The organism is Parabacteroides sp. AF39-10AC (assembly GCF_003635405.1).
Classification (GTDB): Bacteria; Bacteroidota; Bacteroidia; order Bacteroidales; family Tannerellaceae; genus Parabacteroides; species Parabacteroides distasonis.
The window spans coordinates 102,028-126,344 of record NZ_QTLP01000001.1 but is presented as its reverse complement, the minus strand read 5'-3'; the positions used below and the strand labels follow the sequence as shown (position 1 = coordinate 126,344).

At 45.4% G+C, this 24,317-nt stretch carries 23 protein-coding genes; 7 read left to right on the top strand and 16 right to left on the bottom strand.

What is annotated here, in order from left to right; genetic code table 11:
- Window position 1: 1 nt before the first annotated feature.
- The gene (locus DW033_RS00500; protein ID WP_122382282.1) at window positions 2-778 is read left to right on the top strand and encodes a glycosyltransferase; all 777 of its coding nucleotides are present in this window, start codon (window positions 2-4) and stop codon (window positions 776-778) included.
- Window positions 779-848: 70 nt separating this feature from the next.
- Here DW033_RS00500 and crcB read toward each other — a convergent pair whose 3' ends face one another.
- Together crcB and pheS are read right to left on the bottom strand one after the other, a co-directional pair.
- Window positions 849-1,235: a fluoride efflux transporter CrcB gene (gene crcB / locus DW033_RS00495; RefSeq protein ID WP_122382281.1), complete on the bottom strand. Its 387-nt coding sequence runs from the start codon at window positions 1,233-1,235 to the stop codon at window positions 849-851.
- 71 nt (window positions 1,236-1,306) lie between these two features.
- The gene (gene pheS, locus DW033_RS00490; protein ID WP_121962298.1) at window positions 1,307-2,326 is read right to left on the bottom strand and encodes a phenylalanine--tRNA ligase subunit alpha; all 1,020 of its coding nucleotides are present in this window, start codon (window positions 2,324-2,326) and stop codon (window positions 1,307-1,309) included.
- A gap of 168 nt (window positions 2,327-2,494) precedes the next feature.
- Here pheS and DW033_RS00485 point away from each other — a divergent pair, with 168 nt between their 5' ends.
- A complete protein-coding gene (locus DW033_RS00485; protein WP_005857328.1) occupies window positions 2,495-3,769 on the top strand; it encodes a hemolysin family protein in 1,275 nt (424 codons plus the stop codon).
- Window positions 3,770-3,778: 9 nt separating this feature from the next.
- Here DW033_RS00485 and DW033_RS00480 read toward each other — a convergent pair whose 3' ends face one another.
- The 6 genes from DW033_RS00480 to DW033_RS00455 all read right to left on the bottom strand — a co-directional run bounded on the left by DW033_RS00480 (window position 3,779) and on the right by DW033_RS00455 (window position 9,559).
- Window positions 3,779-4,501: a porin family protein gene (locus DW033_RS00480; RefSeq protein ID WP_005857327.1), complete on the bottom strand. Its 723-nt coding sequence runs from the start codon at window positions 4,499-4,501 to the stop codon at window positions 3,779-3,781.
- A 4-nt stretch (window positions 4,502-4,505) separates the two neighbouring features.
- On the bottom strand, window positions 4,506-5,072 hold the full coding sequence (locus tag DW033_RS00475) for a flavin reductase family protein (protein WP_122297254.1): 567 nt from the start codon (window positions 5,070-5,072) through the stop codon (window positions 4,506-4,508).
- 92 nt (window positions 5,073-5,164) lie between these two features.
- The gene (gene pyrI / locus DW033_RS00470) at window positions 5,165-5,629 is read right to left on the bottom strand and encodes an aspartate carbamoyltransferase regulatory subunit (RefSeq protein ID WP_005862713.1); all 465 of its coding nucleotides are present in this window, start codon (window positions 5,627-5,629) and stop codon (window positions 5,165-5,167) included.
- 12 nt (window positions 5,630-5,641) lie between these two features.
- Window positions 5,642-6,562, bottom strand: coding sequence for an aspartate carbamoyltransferase (pyrB, locus tag DW033_RS00465; protein WP_005857322.1), 921 nt, complete (start codon window positions 6,560-6,562; stop codon window positions 5,642-5,644).
- A 74-nt stretch (window positions 6,563-6,636) separates the two neighbouring features.
- Window positions 6,637-8,337 carry an alkaline phosphatase gene (locus DW033_RS00460; RefSeq protein WP_122382280.1) on the bottom strand — a complete coding sequence of 567 codons (1,701 nt, stop codon included), beginning with the start codon at window positions 8,335-8,337 and terminating at the stop codon, window positions 6,637-6,639.
- 43 nt (window positions 8,338-8,380) lie between these two features.
- Complete coding sequence (locus DW033_RS00455) at window positions 8,381-9,559, bottom strand: Xaa-Pro peptidase family protein (protein ID WP_005862709.1); 1,179 nt, start codon at window positions 9,557-9,559, stop codon at window positions 8,381-8,383.
- Between the two features lie 135 nt (window positions 9,560-9,694).
- On the opposite strand from DW033_RS00455, the gene DW033_RS24585 reads away from it, so the two are divergent.
- Window positions 9,695-9,835 carry a hypothetical protein gene (locus DW033_RS24585; protein WP_005857316.1) on the top strand — a complete coding sequence of 47 codons (141 nt, stop codon included), beginning with the start codon at window positions 9,695-9,697 and terminating at the stop codon, window positions 9,833-9,835.
- 53 nt (window positions 9,836-9,888) lie between these two features.
- On the opposite strand, the gene DW033_RS00450 is transcribed toward DW033_RS24585, so the two are convergent.
- Window positions 9,889-10,338: a YhcH/YjgK/YiaL family protein gene (locus tag DW033_RS00450; RefSeq protein ID WP_005857314.1), complete on the bottom strand. Its 450-nt coding sequence runs from the start codon at window positions 10,336-10,338 to the stop codon at window positions 9,889-9,891.
- Between the two features lie 215 nt (window positions 10,339-10,553).
- On the opposite strand from DW033_RS00450, the gene DW033_RS00445 reads away from it, so the two are divergent.
- Genes DW033_RS00445 through DW033_RS00435 form a run of 3 tightly spaced genes read left to right on the top strand, consistent with a single transcriptional unit; the run spans window position 10,554 to window position 13,657 of the window.
- Window positions 10,554-12,767 carry a cation-translocating P-type ATPase gene (locus tag DW033_RS00445; RefSeq protein ID WP_005857312.1) on the top strand — a complete coding sequence of 738 codons (2,214 nt, stop codon included), beginning with the start codon at window positions 10,554-10,556 and terminating at the stop codon, window positions 12,765-12,767.
- A 15-nt stretch (window positions 12,768-12,782) separates the two neighbouring features.
- Entirely contained in the window at window positions 12,783-12,989 is a 207-nt protein-coding gene (locus DW033_RS00440) for a heavy-metal-associated domain-containing protein (RefSeq protein WP_005857310.1), read from the top strand.
- Between the two features lie 17 nt (window positions 12,990-13,006).
- Window positions 13,007-13,657: a hemolysin III family protein gene (locus DW033_RS00435; RefSeq protein WP_005857308.1), complete on the top strand. Its 651-nt coding sequence runs from the start codon at window positions 13,007-13,009 to the stop codon at window positions 13,655-13,657.
- Window positions 13,658-13,737: 80 nt separating this feature from the next.
- Here DW033_RS00435 and DW033_RS00430 read toward each other — a convergent pair whose 3' ends face one another.
- The 7 genes from DW033_RS00430 to gadC form a co-directional block, all read right to left on the bottom strand.
- Window positions 13,738-15,057 (bottom strand): TldD/PmbA family protein, encoded by a 1,320-nt coding sequence (locus DW033_RS00430; protein WP_005862700.1) that lies wholly within the window; start codon window positions 15,055-15,057, stop codon window positions 13,738-13,740.
- Between the two features lies 1 nt (window position 15,058).
- Window positions 15,059-16,591, bottom strand: coding sequence for a TldD/PmbA family protein (locus tag DW033_RS00425; RefSeq protein ID WP_008772291.1), 1,533 nt, complete (start codon window positions 16,589-16,591; stop codon window positions 15,059-15,061).
- On the bottom strand, window positions 16,581-17,822 hold the full coding sequence (locus tag DW033_RS00420; protein ID WP_122297251.1) for an anaerobic sulfatase-maturation protein: 1,242 nt from the start codon (window positions 17,820-17,822) through the stop codon (window positions 16,581-16,583). The genes DW033_RS00425 and DW033_RS00420 overlap by 11 nt, the downstream gene beginning before the upstream one ends.
- 24 nt (window positions 17,823-17,846) lie before the next feature.
- Window positions 17,847-19,613 carry a glycosyltransferase family 39 protein gene (locus DW033_RS00415; protein WP_005862695.1) on the bottom strand — a complete coding sequence of 589 codons (1,767 nt, stop codon included), beginning with the start codon at window positions 19,611-19,613 and terminating at the stop codon, window positions 17,847-17,849.
- A gap of 98 nt (window positions 19,614-19,711) precedes the next feature.
- Complete coding sequence (locus DW033_RS00410; RefSeq protein WP_005862693.1) at window positions 19,712-21,268, bottom strand: DUF4435 domain-containing protein; 1,557 nt, start codon at window positions 21,266-21,268, stop codon at window positions 19,712-19,714.
- A 138-nt stretch (window positions 21,269-21,406) separates the two neighbouring features.
- On the bottom strand, window positions 21,407-21,619 hold the full coding sequence (locus DW033_RS00405) for a hypothetical protein (protein ID WP_005857296.1): 213 nt from the start codon (window positions 21,617-21,619) through the stop codon (window positions 21,407-21,409).
- 160 nt (window positions 21,620-21,779) lie between these two features.
- Window positions 21,780-23,267 (bottom strand): putative glutamine/gamma-aminobutyrate antiporter GadC, encoded by a 1,488-nt coding sequence (gadC, locus tag DW033_RS00400; RefSeq protein ID WP_005857294.1) that lies wholly within the window; start codon window positions 23,265-23,267, stop codon window positions 21,780-21,782.
- Between the two features lie 197 nt (window positions 23,268-23,464).
- On the opposite strand from gadC, the gene DW033_RS00395 reads away from it, so the two are divergent.
- Window positions 23,465-24,220: a potassium channel family protein gene (locus DW033_RS00395; protein ID WP_048928450.1), complete on the top strand. Its 756-nt coding sequence runs from the start codon at window positions 23,465-23,467 to the stop codon at window positions 24,218-24,220.
- Window positions 24,221-24,317: the final 97 nt, after the last annotated feature.

Below are 24,317 nucleotides of genomic sequence, written 5' to 3'. Positions count from 1 at the left end.
TATGGATAATTTCGGTTTGGTCTCCATTATTACTCCTTCTTATAATTCTTCGTCTTTTATAGCGGGAACCATTGAGTCGATTCTTTCGCAGACTTATCTTAATTGGGAACTGTTGATTACTGACGATTGCTCTACGGATCGTTCTGTTGAGATCATAGAGCGGTATATTCAAAAGGATTCCCGTATTAAGTTGTTCCGGTTAGAAAAGAATTGTGGGGCGGGTGTTTGTAGGAATCGCTCTATCTCGGAGGCCAAAGGACGATTTATCGCTTTTTGCGATAGTGATGATCGATGGTGCCCGGAAAAGCTGGAGAAACAGTTGGCTTTTATGCGAGAGAAGGATTGTGCCTTATCTTATACCTCGTATATGACTTGCGACGAGAGTAGCAAGATTTCCAGCATTGTTATCGGAAAAAGAAGGGAGACCTATTTCTCTATGCGGTGTAATAATAGAATTGGCTGTCTGACCGCAGTTTATGATACGGAGAAAGTGGGAAAAGTATTTATGCCGGAATTACGTAAACGGCAAGATTGGGGGTTATGGCTTACCATACTCAGGCGTTGTGAGGTCGCTTACGGCTTGAAAGAGCCGTTGGCGATTTACCGGATTCACTCGAATTCGATCTCAAGGAATAAGGGGGCTCTTATGAAGTATAATGTAAGTGTTTATAGAACGGTTCTCGGATACTCCCCGATGGCTTCGTATCTGTATTTCTTTATTCTGTTTTTACCTTCTTATTTTTCTAAGAAAGTATTCTTGAGGTTAGTAAATAGATAATTTGGAAACAGCTTTATTCGATATAACACGGCCTTGTCATGACTGACTTGTGCCGTGTTTTTTTATTTATTTACTTGATCATTGTAATGATATTCTTCCCAAGTATGATCCCAAGGAAGACCGCTATCAAACCAAGGATATTACTGGCAAGTACATTGAGTAGTGCCATCTTGTATTCTCCGGTACGCATAAGTACCATCGTGTCGAGAGCGAAAGAAGAGAAAGTCGTGAAACCACCGAAAAGACCAGTGAATAGGAAAGCTCTTGTATTGATAGAAAAATTATGGGCTTTCGCTATACTCCAGCAGAAGCCGATTAAAAAGGAGCCGATCACATTGACCGACAAGATACCAAAAGGAAAGGAGTAAAGCATCGATCGTTGCACCCACGTGGAAACTCCGAACCGTAGCGCAGATCCGATAGCTCCTCCTATTATTAAAAGAAAAACCTTTATCATAATTAACCTAGTGTGTTTCCCCCGGGCTAGGTTAAGGCCCGGGGAGATGGTAAATGATTTAGGTTTTCAATTTAATTGGCCGACTCAAACTGTCTCAAGAAACGAACATCGTTTTCCGAGAACATGCGTAAGTCTTTTACTTGGTATTTCAAATTGGTAATACGCTCGATACCCATTCCCAATGCGTAGCCTGAATAAACCTTGCTATCGATACCGCAGTTCTCAAGCACGTTCGGGTCTACCATACCGCAACCGAGGATCTCTACCCAACCGGTTCCTTTACAGAAGGGGCAACCCTTACCTCCACAAATGTTGCAGGAGATGTCCATCTCGGCGGATGGCTCCGTGAACGGGAAGTAAGAAGGACGCAAGCGAATTTTTGTATCCGGACTGAACATTTCCTTGGCGAAGAACAACAAGGCTTGTTTCAAGTCGGCGAATGAGACGTTCTTATCTACATATAACGCTTCTACTTGATGGAAGAAACAGTGAGCACGATAGGAGATAGCCTCATTACGATATACACGTCCCGGACAGATGATACGGATAGGCGGTTCTTGCTTTTCCATTACTCGGGTCTGTACGGAAGAAGTATGTGTGCGAAGCAATACATCCGGGTTATGCTGGATAAAGAACGTATCTTGCATATCGCGGGCAGGATGGTCCTCGGCGAAATTCAAGGAAGAGAAGACATGCCAGTCGTCCTCGATTTCCGGTCCCTCAGCGATGCTGAATCCTAACCGTCCGAATATATCGCAAATTTCTTTCTTTACAAGTGATAGAGGATGACGAGTGCCTAGTTCGATCGGGTAAGCCGTACGAGTCAAATCAATATCATCGTTTGCGGTCTGTACATTCTCAAAGCTTTCTTTTAATTCGTTGATCTTGCTCTGGGTTGTTTCCTTCAGTTCGTTCAAGTATTTACCAACCTCACGTTTTTGATCAGCCGCCACATTACGGAAATCATTCATCAACGCCGATATCTCGCCTTTTTTGCTGAGATACTTTATACGTAAAGCTTCTAGTTCCTCGGCATTTGCCGCTTTCATATTCTCTACTTCATGAAGCAGAGCCTTAATTTTATCGAGCATTTCTAATCACACTTTGTATTTGTCATGCAAAAGTACGCCTTTCTTTTGAAACCGCAAGGGATTCGTAAGGTTTTTTAGTTAAATGTAAGCGCAGACACTTAGGTGTCTTGTTTTATATATTAAAGTATTTATATATCTTCGCAGCATAATCAAACTATAAATTAATTAATGGAAATAGTCATTATTATTGGCCTTATCTTACTGAATGGAATTCTTGCGATGTCGGAAATCGCTTTGGTCTCGGCCCGGAAGGCTAGGTTGGAAACCGAAGCGAAACGTGGTAATAAATCTGCGGGCACTGCTTTGAAGCTGGCAAATGAGCCGGATAAGTTTCTCTCAACCATCCAGATCGGAATTACCTTGATCGGTATCTTGACCGGTTTGTACTCTGGCGAGGCGTTAGCTCATAATTTCGCTGTTATAATAGCGCAAATACCGGCCCTAGAACCGTATGCGTTGGGGATCGCTAAAACGACGATCGTTATTATCGTGACGTATCTTACACTTATATTCGGAGAGTTGGTACCGAAGCGGATCGGCATGGGGTGTGCCGAGAAGGTCTCTATGTTAGTTGCTAAACCCATGAATTTTCTTTCCTTGATATCTTCTCCTTTTGTTTGGCTACTTTCAAAGAGTACGGCGTTGGCTGTGAAGATGACGGGCGTGGATACGAAAGAGGAAAATAGGGTAACAGAGGAAGAAATCAAGGCGATCGTGAAAGAGGGCTTCGACGGTGGCGAGGTGCAAGAGGTAGAGCAGGACATCGTAGAGCGGGTCTTTAATCTGGGAGACCGTAACGTGGGTTCTATCATGACGCATCGTAGCGAGCTGGTTTGGCTGGATGTGACGGATAGTACGGAGAAGATTCGGGAGAAAGTGGAGGAGAACTTATTTAATATATATCCCGTGGCTTCGGAGAAGTTCGATAATATAGTAGGAGTCGTTTATCTGAAAGATTTGTTCGGAAGGATCGACCAACCGGATTTCTCGATCAACCAAGTACTTCGCCCGGCACAGTTCGTTCCCGAGAACCAGAGCGTATATAACGCCTTGGAATCTTTCAAGCAGACACACGTGAAATATGGACTCGTTACGGATGAGTTCGGAGGCATTCAAGGTATCGTAACCTTGAAGGATATCATGGAAGGCTTGATCGGGCAAGTACCGGAAGTCGGAGAGGAGTCCGAGATCATACAACGTGAGGATGGTACTTGGTTGGTGGACGGCCAATATTCTTTCTATGATTTCTTGGAATATTTCGACATGGAGGATTTGTATGCCGAGCATGATTATAATACCTTGAGCGGCTTGATCCTAGAGATATTGGAACGTGTACCGAAGACGGGTGAGAAATTAAAGTGGCTGGACTTTGAGTTCGAGATCGTAGATATGGATGGCGCCCGGATCGATAAGGTTTTGGTCAAGTACTTGAAAAATGGGTAAAATGTCTTTTTAGAAGAGTACGCCGAGTGAGATACTCATCACGTTCGTTCGCTTGTCAATATTGATATCATAATTAATCTCGGGAACCGGGTTGTTGACTTTCTCGAAATCGGATTCCACTTGATTCAATCCGAACTCATAGACAAAGTCGAAGAATAGCCGTCCGATGCTAACCCCTACGCCCGTAGCGATATTGACTCCGAACGGGGTGTTGTCATTCACGTATTCTACGTGCGTGGTGGAAGACTCTACCGTATAGGCGATCTTATAGTTGTATTTTAATTTGGGGCCGACCATAAGGCTAAGTCCGTAAGGCCCTTTCTTCACTAGGTTATAGCCTACCATTATGGGAACCTCTAAGGAACTGGTTTTCATCATCAAGAGGTCGGTAGTTGCCGATGTATTGGACATCATATTATTTTCCGGCAAACTTTGAGGTATGGAAAAACGGATATTTCCCTCAGAACGATGCCATGAGAAACTAGGCTGGAGGAAGAACCGTTCGATATTGACCCGGCAAAAGACCGCGGCCAGATAACCTACCTTATATTCGATGTCTATATTCTCCGCTTCCTTCCCATTGATGGAAAGGGAGTTTATGACTGGGAAAGTGGCGTTGAATCCTACTTTGGCTCCAAAGTTGAATGCTTTGTCCTCGAAACGCATGAAGCTCTGGGCTTCTGCTAACAGACCGAAAGATAGCAACGCTCCTATAAGGTAGACTTTTTTCATACCGTTATTTTTTCTTTTTCACGGACCAGCCGAATTTACCGACAAATTCACCTAACCCGTAATACTTACCATGCGAGTAAGCCAAAAGATCCGCTTTCTGCATATCAAAAGCCCCTGTTTCTGGGTCTAGATATCGGTTGTCGGCCTGTACGTTTACGACATCAGCGATAAACATATCATGACTTCCGAGAGCGATTACCTCTTTTACCCGGCATTCGATACAAAGCGGAGACTCGTCTATCGTAGGAGCGTTAACGACAGTCGCTTTTCCGGGAGTGAGCTTCATCTCCTCGAATTTATGATGGTCTTTCCCGGAGTTTACCCCGCACCAATCCGTGGCGTAGGCCAGCTCACGATTCGTCAAGTTGATGACGAATTCCATATTCTTCTTCAAGATCGGATAAGAGAATCGTTCCGGACGTACGGATATATAGCACATCGCCGGATTCGTACAAATCGTACCGACCCATGCGACTGTTATTATATTGTACTCGGAAGGCTCATTCCCACAACTCACCATTACGGCAGGCAATGGATAGATCATGGTTCCCGGTTTCCAATCGTGCTTCATAATAAAAACTGCGTTTTTATAATTGAAAGTTGAGAATTGAGAATTAAAGATTCCGTAAAGCTAATTCTCAATTCTCAATTCTTAATTTTCAATTATCTAATGATTATGTCTTCTTTATTAATCTTACGTTCGCAATAATGACATTTAATGGTTCCCTTCTCCTTGTCGATCACGTGGAAGCGGGAAAGCATCGGCTCATTATTGGTGATACATTTCGGATTGTTACATTTGACCAAGCCAATCAGCTCGTCGGGTAAAGTAACCGTCTTCTTCTCTACAACCTCATAATCACGGATAATGTTCAAAATAATATTCGGGGCGATCATGGCGATACGGTTGATCTCGTCCTCCTCGAAAAACTTGTCGGCGATCTTGATCATACCCTTGCATCCCATCTTGTTGCTATGGAAATTATTGCCGATCGTGATCGTATTGTTCATTTTCTCCAGTCCCAGTAAAGAGGCTACCTTGAATAATTGGCTGGGAGGAATATGGTCTATGGCGGTACCGTTCTCTAAAGCGGCTACCTGCAACTCTTTTTTCTTTTCTGCTGACATAAAACTTCGTTTTTATTCGTCGATAGATATACCTAAAACTTCGCAAATGATAGCTTGGCGTGCGAACAGCCCGTTGCGTGCCTGCTGGATGTAATAAGCCTTTGGATTGTCATCTACATCGTAAGCTATCTCATTCACACGGGGTAGCGGATGTAAGATACGCAGGTTCTCACGGCTGTTTCTCAGCATGTCGTTACGCAGGATATACACGTTCTTTACCCGCTCATACTCTTCCAAGTCTGTGAAACGCTCACGTTGTACACGGGTCATATAAAGGATATCCGTCTGGTTGATGATATCTTCCGTGAAATCGGTATGCTCCTCGTATTTGAGTCCGTGCTTGTCGCAGAAGTTCTTTTGCTCGTCCGGCATGCGCAGCTCGTTCGGTGCGACGAAGTGGAAGGTCGGATGGAAGTGAGACATTCCCACGATCAAGGAGTGAACCGTACGGCCATACTTCAAATCGCCGACCATCGTGATGGTGAGGTTATCCAGCTTGCCTTGTGTCTTGCGGATGGAATACAGGTCCAGCATGGTTTGCGAGGGATGTTGGTTCGCCCCGTCACCAGCGTTGATGATAGGGACATCCGTCACCTCGGAAGCATAGCGGGCGGCTCCTTCCAGATGATGTCTCATAATGATCAAGTCCACGTAATTGCTTACCATCAAGATCGTATCTTTCAAGGTCTCGCCCTTGGAGGAACTAGTCGTGGAAGCGTCCGAGAAACCGATCACCCGTCCACCTAAACGGTTTACGGCTGTCTCGAAACTCAGTCTCGTACGTGTAGAGGGCTCGAAGAACAGGGTGGCGGCGACTTTGCCTTCCAGTAATTTCCGGTTCGGATTCTCCTCAAACTTCCTTGCGTTATCCAGAATACGAAGAATGTCCTCTTTGGAACATTGATCGATAGAAACTAAACTTTTACTTTTCATAGGTTGTGTATATTCTGTCTTATGTACGCGAATGTATAAAAAAAGCGGAGACCGAAGGGCCTCCGCTTTATATTTTATTTTAAGAAATCAACTAGACTTGCCGGAAGATAGAACGTGTTATTTTTATCGACATAAACGACGACAGAGTTTAACCGTATCTCATCTTGGCCTTTCTTCCCGGACTTCACGATATTGGAGAACGGGGTGATCGTTAGCTGTTTTTTCTTATCTTTCTTGTTCTTAACGATCAAGGTTGGAGAACCTTTCTCGTCGGCGGCAGGGACGATCTCGCAAGTGTAATCCTCGAATACGTCCGTGTGGCGTGCGAAGTTCTTGTTTGTAAGATCTTCCAAGTTTTCGTGTGTCAATCCGAACAAATTGCATAAGTACTCATTCAGCTCGATGTTCGTATTCATACCTAGGGGTAAGGTTCCTTGCGGATGGTAAGCGGCTAGGAATACTTCCTCGCCCGTATGGCCGCCAGTCGTGAAACCGAAGCAAGTGCGGGAAGTGATGATATGCGCCATCAATCCGGTTAACGAGCCACTGTACATGGAGGAATTATCTTCCGGTTTGCGTTGGTCTTCCGGTATCGGGCTATTCTTATAATCCTTGCAATTGTTCAACGCGTTCATCTCTTCCGGAGTCAGCTCGAAGCCGGCGTAGGTGCGGAATACATTTTGCACTTCTGAGTTAGGAACGCTGTTTACCTTGTTGGCGAAACCCTCGGCTGTCAATTTATACAGGGAGAATTGGTGGAACAATTGGTCTTTCGTCAATTTATCGTAACCTTTACAATCTCTTCTACCTAAGCTGATACCGCTGTTTCCGTGGTCGGGTACGATGACAACGGCAGTCTCGCCATTATTGCGTGCGAACTCCAATGCGGCACCGCAGGCACGATCGAATGCCAAGAAATCGGTAGCCATACCTACCGGGTCATTTCCATGAGCGGCCCAGTCTACCTTACTGCCTTCTACCATTAAGAAGAAGCCATTCGGGTTCTTGGATAATTTGTCGATCGCCTTACGAGTCATTTCCTCGATAGAAGGTTGCTCTTCCGGATTGCGGTCGATATCGTAAGCCATTTCCTTATCGCCATATAAAGCCCACATCTTCTGGTTATTGTCGGCACGCATACCTTGCAGGTCGTTTCTATATACGCCATACCCGTTCGCCAATAGATAATCTTCCATATCCTTCGTAAGGATAGACACTCCGCCACCGATAACGACATTGATATCATTATGAACCATCTGCGGAGCGATCCAGTCGTATTTACCACGGTTGTAGCTATGAGCGGAGCAGTCCGCCGGGGTAGCGTGCGGGAATTCGCAAGTGAAAACCAATCCTGTAGCTTTGCCCTGCAACATCTTGCCAGCCTCCAATACGGTGGTAAGCGGTTGGAAGGCACGGGCCGGGTCGGTCGGGTAGATATCGTTATCACCGTCGTTCTCCGGGTAAGTGGATACATAACCCGTACGGCTCGGCTGTCCGGTCATGTAGCATGATGTAGTAGGAGCGGAGTCGCCGATAGGGGCGTTAGAAGAATGCGTACGCACCGTTCCGCACAAATACGGGTCGATGTTCAATTTCGGTTTGCTGGGATCTTGGTACCATTGCAACCAACGGGCGATAGAGATAGTCGCCAATGAGGTTCCGTCCGGGATTAAGAGAATCACGTTCTTGACAGGCTTCACGTTCTCCTTTTCCATGGCATTGGCCGGCATAATGATAATAGCCAGCAAAAGTAGAAAAGCTAATGTTTTTTTCATGTGCTTTAATTTAATAATGTATAACAAGTTCTTCTATTAAATCTTAATTTCCAAGTGGGATGATCTCCTCGTTGAACCGTGTCAACTTCTCCACGCCCGTCTCCGTTACAAGGAAACTGTTCTCGATACCCACGGCACCGACACCCGGGATCACGAATTTGGGCTCCAAGGCGAACACCATATTCGGTAAAAGCTCCTCTTTCGAGCGCGGGGTAAGCACGGGTAGCTCATTGATCTGTATACCGATGCCATGTCCTACGAATTTAGCCTGTTGCTCGGTTCCCATAAAGTTAGCCGAAAGACCTTCTTTCTTAGCGATATTCGCCGCTATATTATATAAATCCGAACAAGCGGTTCCCGGACGGGTAGCGTTTTCTACCTCCTGCTGTATCGTAAGGGCCACTTGATGCGCCCGATAAGCTTCCTCCGTCAGGCGGCCTACGGAGAAGACACGGGTCATGTCCGTCATATAAGCCGTATAATTGCCGGCCATATCCACCATGATAGCGGTACCTTCTTTTAATAAAGTACCGTTAGCGCCTAGCGGACAAGAAGCGTCTATGCCGCCTCCGCCCAAAGCGAAATCAAAAGGGGATGGGGTCTCGGCGTTTTCCCCGGCGAGAATACTACCCATATAGATATCCATATTGGCTCCGAAAGCACGGAAAAGACCGATCGAGCCGTTCTTGCGCATACGTTTCTCGATCTCGTACTGAAACTCCAAGTCTGTCATACCGGGACGGAAGCATTCCGGGATCTCGCTATAAGTAGCCTCGTGCTTGCGGGCGGCGATACGGAATTGCCCGATCTCCCAAGGGGTTTTTACCCGGCGAAGGTTTCGCATGAAAGCGGTGGCGTTACCGGCCTCCTCCGGTTGGAATACCTTATCTAAACGGATGTATTCATTATAAGTCAACTCATCTGCCTCTAACAAGAGCTTTTTGGGCATCTTAATCCCTCGTTCCGCAAATAAGGGTGGGATGTCTTCCGGCTTACGGATGTATTCCACTTGATGTCCTGAAAGCCCGTTCGGTCGCTTGATTAGGAACCACGGCTCACCGTCTACCGGCAAATAAAAATAACCACTATAGATTTGTCCTGTCGTATAATAAAGATTTACATCTACGGTAAGCAAACAGGCATCCATATCCATCTTCGCCATACCATCTCTCATCCGATCCCATTTTATCTTTAGGTCGTTCTTCAATTCTTCTGAAATCATCTTCCTTTGTATTACTTTTATTTTGTACCGGGCATCAAAGGTAACAAGAATTTACGAGATTTAAGTGGATTTGAGGTGAATAAAGTATTACAAACGCATATATGCGAATATACGGTTGAATAGGGAAATCTTCTTATGAATAAAGATAATCGTATCTGTATCTATTCCTTGATTCTCGTCGTGAATCCTATAAACCACGGCGTGGTCTTTACAGATCATGGCGTGGTTTACAAAGACCACGCCGTGGTTTGTAGAATAGAAGTAGATCCGATATAGAATATATAAGTATTCAGCTGGTTATTCTTGCGGAACAAATAGGGTATTCGATACTATTGGACCGGGATCTTGATAACCACCTTCCGGATATTCCCTTGGCCGATACCCGGGGCGTGCCCGTCTTCCGGGAAATAAATGGCGAATTGTCCGGGATAGATTTTCGTATAGGCGGTAGGTTTGTCGATATAAAAGGCGATATCTTGCTCCTCGTTGTATGGAACGGACTCCTCTAGTAATTGATCTCCCGGTTTCCATCCGATTTTCTCTACGCCCAATAAGGGGAATTGGATATCGATAAATTTCTTGTGGGTCTCGATGGCCGCTTCCGACTTCTCCTTTCCGAAGAGGCTGGCGATGCTAACCGTGAAACCAGCGTCCGCTATATCGTATTTACCATCTTCCATTTTTGAAAAATCAGTAGACTTAACATAGTCAAAAGCCTGCTTAAACAGCGGATGGATACATTCGATCCGCTTAGAGTTCTCAAGTGAGTCTAGAATCATATTGTTATTAAGTTTTAGTAATTGGTTTGAAAATCGTTACAAATGTCGGGTATTTCCCTGTTAAATAATAGTCATATTTCTCAAATAAATCTATTAAGTTCCTAGGTTTCTTAACGTACGTAAATACTGTTTCGTAAAGTTTGCAATCTGGTTGCAATCATATTTATCGTATCTTTGTTATTCATTTATATATAACTAAACAGGTGATACGATCTATGAAAGATTTGGAGACAATTATACTACCGGTTCTCGAGATGAGTTGTGCCGTATGTGCCAATAACGTAGAGAATACGGTGAAGGGACTTCCCGGCGTGGAGGAGGCATCGGTGAATTTCGCGGCGAATACGCTTTCCGTCAAATACCATCCATCCTTGATTACTCCTCAGAAAATGAGAGAGGCCGTGCAGGAGGCCGGATACGATTTGGTCGTGGAGGTAGAGGATCCGACGGCGGTACAGGAAGAGATGGCACGAGAGCATTACCGGAAGCTACGCCGGAATACGATCGGGGCGTGGGTACTTTCCATTCCGCTGGCCCTGCTGGGAATGGTGTTTATGCATACGCCCGGCGGTAACTGGATCATGATGGCGCTGGCCTTGGTGATTATGATCGTGTTCGGGCGGTCGTTCTACGTGAACGGCGTGCGCCATGCGTTGCACGGTAGCGCCAATATGGATACGTTGGTGGCGTTGAGTACCTCGATCGCTTTCCTGTTCAGTTTCTTCAATACCGTATATCCGCGGTTCTGGTATGAGAAAGGATTGGAGCCGCATGTTTATTATGAGGCATCCGGCGTGATCATAGCGTTCGTTCTGTTGGGTAAACTTCTGGAGGAGCGGGCGAAGAACAGCACTTCTTCCGCTATCAAGAGCTTGATGGGATTGCAGCCTAAAACCGCCCGTCGTGTGCGGGATGGACAGGAGGAAGAGGTCTCTATCTCGTTCTTGCGGGTGGGAGATCTTGTCAGTGTCCGTCCCGGTGAGAAGATCCCGGTGGACGGCACGGTGTCTCAAGGTTCCTCTTCCGTGGATGAGAGCATGTTGAGTGGCGAGCCGATCCCTGTCGTGAAATCACAAGGTGACCGGGTCTTGGCCGGGACGATCAACCAAAAGGGCGCTTTCTTGATGGAGGCGACCGGGGTGGGGAGCGCTACCGTATTATCGCAAATCGTACAGATGGTACAAGCCGCTCAAGGAAGTAAGGCACCCGTGCAGCGTATCGTTGATAAAATAAGTGGTATATTTGTACCGATCGTTGTCGGATTGGCGATACTCACTTTTATCGTCTGGCTGGTAGTAGGAGGAAGCGGGTACTTCTCGTACGCTCTCTTATCGGCGGTATCGGTATTGGTGATCGCTTGCCCTTGCGCGTTGGGACTTGCTACGCCAACTGCCTTGATGGTCGGGATGGGTAAAGGCGCCGAGCATCATATATTGATCAAAGACGCTTTTGCCTTGGAAAACCTTTGTAAGGTGGATACCGTCGTGCTGGATAAGACCGGGACCTTGACCGAGGGCGTGCCCGAGGTGACAGACTCTTTCTGGATATCGGAGGCGAGCCGGGATATGCTGGATATCCTTTATACCGCCGAGATGAAGTCTGAGCATCCTTTGGCGTCCGCTATCCTCTCATGGTTGAAAGGAACGGAGGCTGCGGAGATCGACGCTGATAGTTTCGAGAGCGTAACGGGGCGTGGTATCCAAATGCAGGTACATGGCGTGACGTATTGGGTAGGAAGCAAAGGCTTTTTGGAAACCTTCAAGGCGATGGTTCCGCCCGAGGCTGGGCGGGAAATCATCCGGTGGGAAGAGGATGGCAAGAGTATCGTTTATTACGGTTGGGAATCGGAATTGCTTGCGGTCATGGCTATTTCGGATCGGTTGAAACCTACGTCGGGAGAGGCGGTAGAGGCCTTGAAAGAAATGGGTATCGAGGTTCATTTATTGACCGGCGATGGGAAACGGACTGCCGAGACTGTTGCGGCCATGCTGGATATCCGTCATTATAAGGCGGATGTCTTGCCGAGCGATAAGGAGGAGTATATCCGTTCCTTGCAAGCCGCCGGAAGGAAAGTGGCTATGGTTGGGGATGGTATCAACGACTCGCAAGCTTTAGCCCGTGCGGATGTGAGCATTGCGATGGGTAAGGGAACGGATATCGCCATGGATGTGGCGATGGTCACGTTGATTACTTCGGATTTGATGTTATTGCCGGATGCGATCCGCTTGTCGAAACGTACGGTTCGCTCGATCCATCAGAATTTATTCTGGGCATTTATCTATAATTTGATCGGAATCCCATTGGCGGCGGGTGTCTTATTCCCGGTGAACGGACTGTTACTGAACCCGATGTTGGCTAGCGCCGCGATGGCTTTCAGTTCCGTGTCGGTGGTATTAAATAGCTTACGGTTGAAATGGAGTAAACTTTAAATAATAAATAGAGATATGGCAACATTAAAATTTAAGACAAACGCTAAATGTGGCGGATGCGTGGCGGCTATCGGTGCTAAGTTGAATAAATTAGTAAAAGAGGACGCATGGTCGATCGACTTGAAATCCCCGGATAAAACATTGACTATAACAACCGATCTTCCGGCGGAGACCATTCTTTCAGCCGTATCGGAGGCCGGTTTCAAGGCCAGCGCCTTGTAGTCGTAGCGATCGGATGGATGAGAAAACAAAGACAGACTCATGGTGAGGAAGTAGCGAATGTGCTTACGCATGGCGCGGGCATGTTGTTCGGCTTAACGGCGATTGTCGTCTTGATGATCGCCGGGATTCGTACAGGTGATCCGTGGGTGATCGGTAGTTTCGCCGTTTATGCGTTGTGCATGACTTCCTCGTATGTGACATCTACCTTTTACCACGCCGCTTCCGATCCCAAGCGAAAATGCCAGTTGCGCCGTTGGGATCATAGCGCTATTTATTTGCATATCGCGGGTACTTATACGCCATTTACCTTGGTGGCTCTCCGCGACGAGGGTTTCTGGGGCTGGGGATTATTTATTACGGTTTGGCTGGCCGCGGTTATCGGCGTATGGTTTAGTTTCCGTCGGATGAAGAAAAAGGATAATCTGAAAACGGTTTGTTATCTGCTGATGAGCTGGGTGGTGATTATCGCTTTCAAACCTTTGATCGATGTTTTCCAGCGTACGGATTCGATGTATGTCTTATATTGGTTGATCGGAGGAGGCTTGTTCTATTCCTTAGGAACGATTTTCTTCTTTCTGGATAAATATAAATATATGCATTCCGCATGGCATTTATTCGTTCTCGGGGGAACGGTTTGCCATTTTATAGCGATCTATAATTTGGTGTAAGGAAAAATAAAGAAGCCGGAACTGTGTTTAGCGGTTCCGGCTTCTTTTATTCTTGTTCTTCCGGATGTTGTTTCTTGTATTTATAATCCGCTAAAATCAACCCCATTGAAAAGCAAGGAAGGGATTCGCCAGCTGGAGGATAGGCGGGGGTCGTTTCCGACTTCCGCTAGGTTACTCCATAGGGAGAGCATATTACCCGTGGCGTTCATCTCGGAGATCGGTTGGGATAGCTTGCCTCTCTCGATCAAGAAACCTTCCACGCCATACGAGAAATCGCCGGTCGTGCTATTGCAGTTTCCACCGTTGAAGCCGGTCACCAATATACCTTTGTCGATAGAGGCGATCAATCCGTCCAGATCCTTATCACCATTCCGCATGGTAAGAATCGAGGGAGAGCCGATCGTTTGTTCCATGCCCATCTTGTTGGCGGAATACGTATCGATATAATACGTTTTCAATATACCCTGCTCGAATACCGGAAGACGTTTCGTGGCAACACCCTCGCTATCGAAATAACGTGCGCCGGAAGCCTTTACCAAATGAGGCTCATCTATCAAGGTCATCTTGTCGCTCGCTACCTTTTGGTCGATCTTATCCAACAAGAAAGAGTTCTTTTGCTGGATGGAGGAACCGTAAATGGCTCCGATTACTGGAGAAAGCAGACGACTGGAGTTCATGTTATCCACGATCATGGTATATTTACCGGACGCCACTTTCCGCTGTCCCAGTTTTCGAAGCACCCGTTCCAGCGCTTTCGTACCGATACCGGTCTTCACCAGCTCGTCATAATACAAGGAAGAGTCGTACCAATAAGACTCGGGACGGGCGTCACCCTCCCCACGGATGCTGACACTCCCCACCAAGCCATAAGAGGAACCAGAAGCCTCGCCTTCGAAACCGTTGCTGGCTACCATGTACTTAAAGTCCTTCTCGTCGCTGTAGGAAGCGTTGGCGGAGATGATCCGGTCGTCCTTGCCCATGATTTCCTCACAGACGCTCATGGCCAACGCTACCTTGTCGTCCGGTTGCACGGAGTCGAAATTCGGGTCGACCAATCGCAAGTCCGCCGCCCCACCTTTATAATACAAGGAAGCGTCCGGCAGCGTGCGAGCCTTGTCCTCGGCGAGGAAACGAGTGGCGGCGATACCATCCTTGATGAACTTCTCCAGCTCTTTCTTATCCAAGCGATTGGTAGAGTAGGAGCCGTAACGGCCGTCCACGAACAAATGAACCACCATGCTGTTCTCGGATGCCTGTTGCAGACGGTCTATTTTCATATCCCGTATCTCAAACGAACTGCTGGAACCATTGTAAAGCGTGACACGTGAAGATTGGCAACCATTCTTCAAGGCATATTCCATGGCCCATTGAGCCAATTTCTTATTTTCGTTTGTTATCATATTAGTTTTCTCCTCCTACTGTAAGTTTGCTGACTAAGGCCGACGGCATACCGCAGGTTACCGGGCAAGACTGTCCATCCTTACCGCAGGTCCATGTGCCGTTATCCATTTTATAATTATTACCCACCATCGTGATATCCGCCAACGCTTTCGGGCCGTTACCGATGATATTGATATCCTTGATAGGTTGGGTAAGCTTGCCGTTCTCGATCAAGTAACCATCCTTCACGAAGAAGGTAAAATCGCCCGCGCCGATCTGTACCTGCCCGTTCGTGAAGTTGGCGGCATAGATACCTTTCTTTACGGTAGAGATGATCTCCTCTTCCGTCACGTTGCCCGCTTCCATATAAGTGGCACGCATACGGGGGATAGGCATCTGACGGAAAGACTCCCGGCGGCCATTGCCCGTAGAGGGGATGCCGTAATGTTTCGCGCTGATACGATCGTGCAGATAACTGGTCAAGACTCCCTCCCGTACGATATAGGTTTTTTGTCCGTCCACACCCTCGTCATCGATATTGACCGAGCCCCGGTTGAAAGGAATCGTGCCGTCGTCCACCACGTTGATATGCTCGTTGCAAACTTTCTTGTTCAGTTGATCAGAGAAAATAGAGGTGTTCTTACGGTTGAAATCTGCCTCGAAAGCATGGCCGATCGCCTCGTGCAATAAGATGCCAGAGCCACCGGCACCCATGACAACGGGCATTTCCCCGCCTTTTGGCTTGATCGCCTGAAATAAGATAGAGGTCTTATCCACCGCCTCTTGGGCAAGCTCGTCGATCAGGTCGTCCGTCAGGAATTCCGCTCCCATACGAAAAGCCCGTGCGGCGTACGAGTTCTCGATCTTCCCGTTATCCTCCATGATGCAGACGGCGCTCAAGGCGCTCATCGGGCGATAATCGTAATAAATCTGCCCTTCCGAGTTACAAAATAAGATATGAGAGGTCGTGTCTCCCAAAGAGGCCATCACCTTGGTGACCCGCTTGTCCTTGGCGAAGATCTGATCGTTCAGTTTCTGCAAGAAAGGCATCTTGTCATTAATGGCTATCTCGTCCCAAGGTGTTTGTACGCTATAGAAATTGTTCGTATGCTTTTCTTCCGTTAAGTTGATAGGAGCGGTATTCGCTGATCCGGTGGCGATCCGTGCGGCCGTACGAGCCGCCTTTAGCATCTCGTCCAAGCTGACGTTCTCCACGTAGGCATATCCCGTTTGGTCGCCGGACAAAACACGTACGCCCATCCCAAAATCGATGTTAGATGAGGCACGGTTTACGGCACCATCCTGCAACCCTACGTTGTTCCTGTATGAATGCTCAAAAAACAAATCGGCATAATCCCCGCCTTTCTCCAAGGCTGCCGCCAATACTTTCCTCAAATCCCCCTCACTCACCTTGAAATAATTCATGGCGAATGAAATACCGGCTGCTTTATCACTCTCACTACCGGTGCAACTTCCTAGTAGGGAAGGAGCCGCTAATGTTCCAAGCATAACCATACTTCCTGTTTTAATGAAATCACGTCTGTTAATATTCATGTTGTTGTTGTTTAGCCCAATCCATCACGTTTGCGGGTGGACGTTGATTCAATAACTCTTTTTTCATAAAATCCATGTAAGGAGCTACGTGCTTGAAGAATTTCTTGTATCCCTTACATAGATAATTTAGTCCCGGCTCTCCATTCGGCGTATGGAGGAACCGGTTTTTCGGGCATTCCCCATGGCAAGCGAAAAGATATTCGCATTCCTTGCATTGCGTAGGGAGCTTATCTTCTTTATCCGTTCCAAACTTTTGTTGTACCGGACTGTACATCATCTCCGTTAATGTCTTTGTTTGGATATTCCCGAGTTTGTATTCCGGGAATACGAAATGGTCGCAAGCATATACGTCGCCATTGAACTCCATTACCCCGGCGTGACCGCAATGGCGGGCCAAGGAGCAGACCCCGGGTTGCTCGCCTACCCAGTTCGCCAAGGTGGAATCGAATAATTGGATGTAGAACTTGCCGACATCCTCTTTCAGCCACTCGTCGAACAAGGCGCAAAGGAAATCCCCCCATTTCTCGCTATCTACCGAGAACGAAGCTAGCTCGATCGCAGCGTCTTGTTCCTCGGGAGAAGATAGCTTGGTACCTTCCTTGTGCCGGCCGATACGCTCCACGATCGGGGCGAATTGGATGAAACGGCAATCCAGTTCCTTGAAGAAATTATAGAATTCCAGCGGATAATCCACGTTATAATCATTCACGACGGCCATGGCGTTATATTCTACCCCATGTTTTTTCAGCAACTCGATTCCCTTCATCACTTTATAGAAAGAGGGGAGTCCCTGCCGGTTCCTACGGTATTCGTCGTGGAACTCTTGCGGGCCATCGATAGATACACCCACCAAGAAATTATTTTCCTTGAAAAATTGGCACCACTCATCATTCAATAGGGTACCATTGGTTTGGATACAGTTATCTATTTGCCGTCCTCCCGCATACTTACGCTGCAACTCCAAGGCTTTTTTATAGAAGCTGATCGGCCGCATCAGCGTCTCGCCTCCATGCCATGTAAACAAGACTTCTTGCATGGTTTGGCATTCCATGTATTCCTTGATGAACTTCTCGAGTATCTGATCCGTCATGATGTGATTCTTCACGTCCGGATAGAACTTACTTTTCTCAAGGTAATAACAATACTCGCATGCCAAATTACAAACAGAACCAACCGGTTTCAACATGATGTAGACCGGCTTGGCGAAAGGGGAAATATAGGAACTATTCATGGTATACTATTAGATATTACATTTCTATTTCAACTCGAACTCGCTAAGCACGATTTTTTGTTTTAGCTCGCTGAACGTTTGATCTGACTTAGTCAGTGTACGGAAGGTATATTTATCCCCGTATGTGGAAAGTACCTTTTCCATCTCATTTTCTCCGATCAGGAAATAACCTTTGGCGGGTGTTTCTTTATCGAAGTCATGGAAGATATTTCCCATATAGAAGTTTAACCCGTACAGATTCCGATAAATCCGAAGGTTATTTACGACATATACATTCTTTTTATTCAATGGATATTCTTTCAGGATACGTTCAGCGAAAACACGGCAAGAATCCCCTTCACGAATACCTCTCATAATGACACCATCAATTAATAAATTAACCGAGAATGTCAAGGCTATCGTAGCGTAGAGAATCTTGATATTTATTTTCTTGAACATCTGGTAATAGACCGTTCCTAATATCAATAGATTTATGAAGATAATACAGATCGTAAGCGTACTGGGGTGAACTAATACTTTTGATACCATTTGTACCATGTCCAAGGTCGATGCGTTTTGTGTATATTGACCGACGATACCAACAGGATCAATAATACTGAATACCGTAAGCAAGATCGCTATCATGACGACACTTACTACGGAAGCTAAAAAGGCAGCGAATACCCGAGTTACTTTCGTACGGTATTCTGTAATATATAAGGCATACTGAGCCAAGAACAAGGCAATGAACGGATAAGCCGGCATTAAATATACGCTTCGTTTACTGGAAGGGATCGAATAGAAGAAAAGGATGCCGACTAAAGCAACCAAACTAAATAAACGAACTTTTTCCATGGAGCGGATACGTTTCCACGTATTCTTTAAGATCTCTTTAATAGGTTGCTCAGGCTTACTAAGTTTCAGCCCGAATAAAGAGAAGAAAAAGAAAATAGTCCAAGGTATAAAGCCTGCCGCCAACGTCATGAAATTGTACCAAACACCATTCTCATGCCCCAGATCATAGGAAATTTCAGGAGTGTTTAGGTGTAAGAAACGAGCGAAATTCTCCGCTAATACGACATTAAGGAACTCATCTCCACCCTGCTTCCATGCAGCGGTATACCACAACATCGGTAGGAATAAAGAGGAAATTCCCGCATATAATAAAGTCTTGAATATGGTGAGATAACTGTATTGACCTAACATTAATAGATAAATGCCGAATACGAATAGGGGCAATACTACGCCTACCGGTCCTTTGGTCAGAACGGCGCATCCTAATAATAAAGGTATGAATATGGGAAGTCCTTTCAGCTCTAATTTATCTTCCCATCGATATAGCTGGAAAAGCCCTATGACGATGAAAGTAGTGAGCAACATATCCACCCGAGTCGTCATGGCCGCCCGATGTATCTCTACGCAGGTGACCAATAGGAGGGTCGCTATGAATGCCTCCTGAAACTTTACGATTCGTTTACCGAAAAAGACCAATACGAACCCGATCAAGGTAATAAAGGCTAAAGCCGATGGCAAGCGGGAGGTGAACTCGGAAACATATCCCTGTGGATAGGAGAAAGCAGCCATTAACCAATGCGCCATCGGTGGCTTAAAAGCGAACTCGTTCGCGTAAGATTGTGGCAAGACCCAATTACCTGTCTCGAGCATGGAGATCGCTACGGCCGCTTCCCGAGGTTCCCCTTTGGTGGAAAAGTCGCCGAGGCCAATCCAAGGTAACACAGATATAATACAGATTACTACCATCATGGTTACCGGCTTTTGCAAGTAAAGATATTGAAGTGTAGGTGTACGCATATGACAATTAATATATAGGGCTTTGGCCCATTAATGTTATAAAACAGTTTGCAAAAGAACAATTTTTTATGGACTTTCCCCGCATTTTTAGAAACTTTTTATGTGCCCAATGAATGTTTGATAGCCTTTCGTATCGCTTCCGCATCCTCCTTGTTTTCCTTTAATATGGAGAGAATCAGGTTTAAATAACTCTCTTTGTTACTGATACCGCAGATCGCGCATAGGCGGCTCTGTGGTAACATCCCTTTTTGATTATAAACACGGAGGATGCTTTTGTAGTTCTCCGTTTCTATATAAGACTCGAACTCTTCTTTTATGTTTTTGTATATTTCTTCCGCATGGATGTTCAGACGGATACTCTCTACATGTTCGGTTAATTGCTCCACCGTCGTTATCTTGCGATCAACGGTAGTCTCCAGTTTTTTACGGACTTGATGTTTGGCATGAAGGATTACTTGCGAATCCAGTTCTTTTTGGAAAAGACGTACTACGTTTTCTTTCACTTGCTTGAAAACATCGTCCGGATCTTTCATCAACCGTTTGGCGACCGTCTTGATCACATCCTCTATCATCAATAGGTTCTCCACTTCCGCTACGTCCGGTACATAAATATGTTGTTCCCGTAGATAGTTTATTTCTCCTTGCGTACGCCTATCACGATCTACGATACCTTTGCTATCTAATGTATGGAAGTCTTTCAGTTGGCCGAACGCTTTGGTTGTCTCGATTACTTTTTGGCAACCACCCATCGGTTTCACCAAATAATCGGGGAATATGAAGGGGTAAAGCTTGCTGTCGATACTGTTCGTGTCGGTCCCTTCGATAAACAAGATCGGTTTCCGGCTGCCAAGTATTTCCATATATACTTCTTCCGGGAAACTTTCATTACTCTCGATCAACTCGTAATCCCATACGGAATGATCCGCATCGTAAGAACGAATCCAGATCCGTTTGCTGTCGGAGCGGGAGGTGGCGAAATCAATGTCATGTGTGAGATAAACAAACGTACAGTCCGGACGTATCGCCTCAATCTCGTCCCAAAGCTGGTTCTTTATGGAGTTGTGGAGAAGGGTTTCCGGCTCTTCGATCACGAGCAAGGCGTTCGGGCATGCGCATAATGCGGCCCCAATCAAGTAGAACACCAGTTTCTCGCTATCGCTCATGCGTCCGGCGGTGTAGGAATTTGAATCACGCCCCGTGGATACAAGCTCGATAAATCCCGACTTTCGTATCAGACGATTATGCGGAAACATCTTTTCCCAGATCGCTTGTATAATATCTATCTTGGTGATCGGAGGATCTACTTCGTTATTAGTCTTGCAGGCTTCCTTGAAATTGACTGCCGCCTCGAACTCCTCGCTCTGGAGTTGCAAAATCAGTTTCTCGTATTCAGAAATACGTGGCATGAACAGTCGTTCTTTGATCATAGACTGTAAACGTGCGAATTCATTGGAGGCCGATAATTTAGATTCGTCATCGCTGATGAATAAGGCATGTATACCGGATATTCTTTTCGCTTGACCCGCATATCTCTCCAATAAATCTCTGCCAAAAGAGCTTTTTCCCGCACCGTTCGCTCCGATCACGACTAATATCTTCGTGTCTAGCATGATGGGATGTGTCACATTAACTTTCGTTGGGAGTGTTAGTTCCATACATGTTATTGATTAGGTTTTCAAAGATAAGCTTTTTCTTTGAAAGTTCGCACGAGACCTGAAAAATAAAGTGCCTTTCCCGAAACATCCTTAAAGACGGGAAAGGCGCTTTTATTAAAACCTTAGCAGAGTTTTTTCTTATTTGCTCTTCTCCAAGATAACGCGAGCGAGGCGAGCTTGTATTTGCATTAATGTATTAACATCCTCGTTCTCGAAATTGATGTCAGCTACTTTTAAACTTCTTTTGGAGACTACCGGAGCCGATTTAGCAGCCATTAATTCTTGTACTAATTCATCTACTTGCTCTTTGATTTTCTCTGCCTTTTTTGAATAATCTACTGTACGTGCCATAGTTCTTTTGATATTTTATTTTATGAATACTATCGCAAAGATAATTACATTTTTATAATACACATAATAAAACGTAAATATTCTGTGCTATTTTTACGAAAAAGTCCGAGCTGCAATATTTTCGCAGCCCGGACTAGGTAATTATCGAGATGAATGTGTGTTATGCTTTTGTCGTATTCGTCTCGGATACGTCATTTTTTACTTCCCAATGGAACGGTTCGAATTCAGTGTTCGGATCTACCCAAGATGCTTTCTTAGACGCATAGATAATAAACGGTGCCGCAACGACAACAATTACACCGATGAAGAGAACGGCGAACCAAACCGTATTATTTCCTGTAGAAATCTGGCTAGGAGGAATGAAACTTAATACGAACGCTAATAAGGAACCACAGAATCCTAAACCTCCGATCAACCACATCAAGCCATTGCCACCTTTTCCGATACGGAAAGGACGACCTGCCTTTTTCATCTTATAACGTAATGCGATCGCTCCGGAGAACATCAACATATACATTATTAAATATAAGATCACCGTAAGCTGTGATAAGATCTGATAAAAGCTTTGTACGGATGGCATTACCACGAATAATAAGCTAAGAAGTGTAACAGCCGCTCCTTGGATATAAAGGATGTTTTTCTGTACGCCGATCTTATTGGTCTTCTGGAAGAACGGGGGCAGATAACCTGCTTTACCAACTGCGAATATACCTTTGGAAGGACCAGCGACCCATGTCAATACTCCTGCTAATACGCCAAATGCCAAAGCGATAGCGATAATTGGGGATAACCATGAGGCATGAATGTACTTGAAGTAATTGTCGAATCCCACTAATAAACTTTGCGTAAGATTGATGTCTTTCTCTGGGATAATAATACCCAACGCAAAAGTTCCTAGTACGAAGATTACAACGGTGATCAAGGCACCGATAAATACAGCTTTCGGATAGTTTTTAGAAGGATTGTCAACGTCTTTCACGTGAATACCGCCCATTTCCATACCTGCGTAAAAAAGGAAGATACTTGCGGCTAAGACTAAGTTGTCGAATTTACTGAAGTCGGGGAAGAAGTTACTGTGGAAATCCATATTGGAATGCCCGCCAGTCGCTAGATATACGATACCTAAAATGATGAGTAACGCCGCCGGGATGATAGTACCTACCATACCTCCAATTTTCGCTACTTTTCCAACCCAACTCAATCCCTTTAGTGAGATAAATGTAGCCAGCCAATAAATAATTAACACGATCGCTAACGTGTAGTATTTGTTATTCGCCAGCAGCATATCTTCGGGATGATCCATACCGATGAAGGCGATGGATACGGCTCCAAAAGTTAATACTGTCGGATACCAGATCGTACTTTCAATCCATTGAACCCAGATAGCCAGAAAGCCTAGACGTTTTCCATAGGCCTCACCTACCCAACGGAATACACCACCTTGTTTGTCTTGGAACATTGCCGCTAATTCCGCTGCCACCAAAGAGGTCGGGATTAAGAATACGATTGCCGCGAATAAGTAATAGAAAGCCGAACTTAGTCCGTATACGGCTTCTGCTGGCAGTCCGCGTAAAGATACTACTGCCGTCACGTTCATGATTGCTAGGGTAAACACACCTAGCTTTACTGTCTTGTTGATATTTGCCATAGATTTATGTTTTAAAAATGAGAATTACTTCTCTCGTTTAAGTCTGAGTTTATAACAGCGAATCAAAGAAGATGTTTTGTTTTTGCTACGTAAAACTTGGTTAATTAACACATTTCGCTGTTTAAACAAATGGTATATGAGGTTTGTTGTCATAAACCAAAATGAAAAGGATTATAATTAAATAAATAGTAACGCTTATGAAAATGGCCGTATTTGATTTCGCATTGAGAAAGAAGGGGGTATATGGTGTGTTACATATCATTATACTATTGTTGTCGCTGTTCTTGGTTATCAGTATCTCCATCGATACATTTAAGAATATTCCCTTTTACACGCAAACTTCTTATAAGAAGATTCAATTATGGATCTGTTTGTTTTTTCTTTTCGATTTTGTTTTGGAACTTTTCCTATCGAAAGATAAATTACGTTATTTGCGAACGCACTTTATTTTCTTGCTCGTAGCGATCCCTTACCAAAATATAATAGAATATTATCATATTATCACCTCACCCGAGCTTAGTTATTTCTTACGTTTCGTTCCTTTGGTACGGGGCGGGTATGCGTTGGCGATCGTGGTGGGATGGTTATCGTATAATAAGGCATCCGGCTTGTTTGTTTCTTACTTGACGATGTTGTTGGCCACGGTTTATTTCTCAAGTCTTATATTTTTTGTCTTGGAGCATAAGGTGAACCCGTTGGTGGCTAATTATGGGGACGCTCTATGGTGGGCGTTTATGGATGTGACGACGGTTGGCTCTAACATATCCGCTATTACGGTTACGGGACGAGTCCTCTCAGTCGTATTGGCTGCTTTGGGCATGATGATGTTTCCAATATTTACGGTATATGTGACAAGCCTTGTCCAAAAAAGTAACGAGGAGAAAAAGAGGTTTTATGAGAACATACAGGCTCCTTCTCCCCAGCCAGAGGTGAAGGACAAAGGGAGTAAATAGGCGGAAGGAAGTGGCTGAGATTACACTATGATTTGCTGGAAAGTTTGATTGGCTTCTGTTTTTTTCGTATCTTTACGGCCCCTAAAACCAGATAGGT

Excerpts from the sequence above, each read along its gene's own strand:
- DW033_RS00500 (WP_122382282.1), top strand. The coding sequence starts at position 2 with ATGGATAATTTCGGTTTGGTCTCCATTATTACTCCTTCTTATAATTCT.
- crcB (WP_122382281.1), bottom strand. The coding sequence starts at position 1,235 with ATGATAAAGGTTTTTCTTTTAATAATAGGAGGAGCTATCGGATCTGCG.
- pheS (WP_121962298.1), bottom strand. The coding sequence starts at position 2,326 with ATGCTCGATAAAATTAAGGCTCTGCTTCATGAAGTAGAGAATATGAAA.
- DW033_RS00485 (WP_005857328.1), top strand. The coding sequence starts at position 2,495 with ATGGAAATAGTCATTATTATTGGCCTTATCTTACTGAATGGAATTCTT.
- DW033_RS00480 (WP_005857327.1), bottom strand. The coding sequence starts at position 4,501 with ATGAAAAAAGTCTACCTTATAGGAGCGTTGCTATCTTTCGGTCTGTTA.
- DW033_RS00475 (WP_122297254.1), bottom strand. The coding sequence starts at position 5,072 with ATGAAGCACGATTGGAAACCGGGAACCATGATCTATCCATTGCCTGCC.
- pyrI (WP_005862713.1), bottom strand. The coding sequence starts at position 5,629 with ATGTCAGCAGAAAAGAAAAAAGAGTTGCAGGTAGCCGCTTTAGAGAAC.
- pyrB (WP_005857322.1), bottom strand. The coding sequence starts at position 6,562 with ATGAAAAGTAAAAGTTTAGTTTCTATCGATCAATGTTCCAAAGAGGAC.
- DW033_RS00460 (WP_122382280.1), bottom strand. The coding sequence starts at position 8,337 with ATGAAAAAAACATTAGCTTTTCTACTTTTGCTGGCTATTATCATTATG.
- DW033_RS00455 (WP_005862709.1), bottom strand. The coding sequence starts at position 9,559 with ATGATTTCAGAAGAATTGAAGAACGACCTAAAGATAAAATGGGATCGG.
- DW033_RS24585 (WP_005857316.1), top strand. The coding sequence starts at position 9,695 with ATGAATAAAGATAATCGTATCTGTATCTATTCCTTGATTCTCGTCGTG.
- DW033_RS00450 (WP_005857314.1), bottom strand. The coding sequence starts at position 10,338 with ATGATTCTAGACTCACTTGAGAACTCTAAGCGGATCGAATGTATCCAT.
- DW033_RS00445 (WP_005857312.1), top strand. The coding sequence starts at position 10,554 with ATGAAAGATTTGGAGACAATTATACTACCGGTTCTCGAGATGAGTTGT.
- DW033_RS00440 (WP_005857310.1), top strand. The coding sequence starts at position 12,783 with ATGGCAACATTAAAATTTAAGACAAACGCTAAATGTGGCGGATGCGTG.
- DW033_RS00435 (WP_005857308.1), top strand. The coding sequence starts at position 13,007 with ATGAGAAAACAAAGACAGACTCATGGTGAGGAAGTAGCGAATGTGCTT.
- DW033_RS00430 (WP_005862700.1), bottom strand. The coding sequence starts at position 15,057 with ATGATAACAAACGAAAATAAGAAATTGGCTCAATGGGCCATGGAATAT.
- DW033_RS00425 (WP_008772291.1), bottom strand. The coding sequence starts at position 16,591 with ATGAATATTAACAGACGTGATTTCATTAAAACAGGAAGTATGGTTATG.
- DW033_RS00420 (WP_122297251.1), bottom strand. The coding sequence starts at position 17,822 with ATGAATAGTTCCTATATTTCCCCTTTCGCCAAGCCGGTCTACATCATG.
- DW033_RS00415 (WP_005862695.1), bottom strand. The coding sequence starts at position 19,613 with ATGCGTACACCTACACTTCAATATCTTTACTTGCAAAAGCCGGTAACC.
- DW033_RS00410 (WP_005862693.1), bottom strand. The coding sequence starts at position 21,268 with ATGGAACTAACACTCCCAACGAAAGTTAATGTGACACATCCCATCATG.
- DW033_RS00405 (WP_005857296.1), bottom strand. The coding sequence starts at position 21,619 with ATGGCACGTACAGTAGATTATTCAAAAAAGGCAGAGAAAATCAAAGAG.
- gadC (WP_005857294.1), bottom strand. The coding sequence starts at position 23,267 with ATGGCAAATATCAACAAGACAGTAAAGCTAGGTGTGTTTACCCTAGCA.
- DW033_RS00395 (WP_048928450.1), top strand. The coding sequence starts at position 23,465 with ATGAAAATGGCCGTATTTGATTTCGCATTGAGAAAGAAGGGGGTATAT.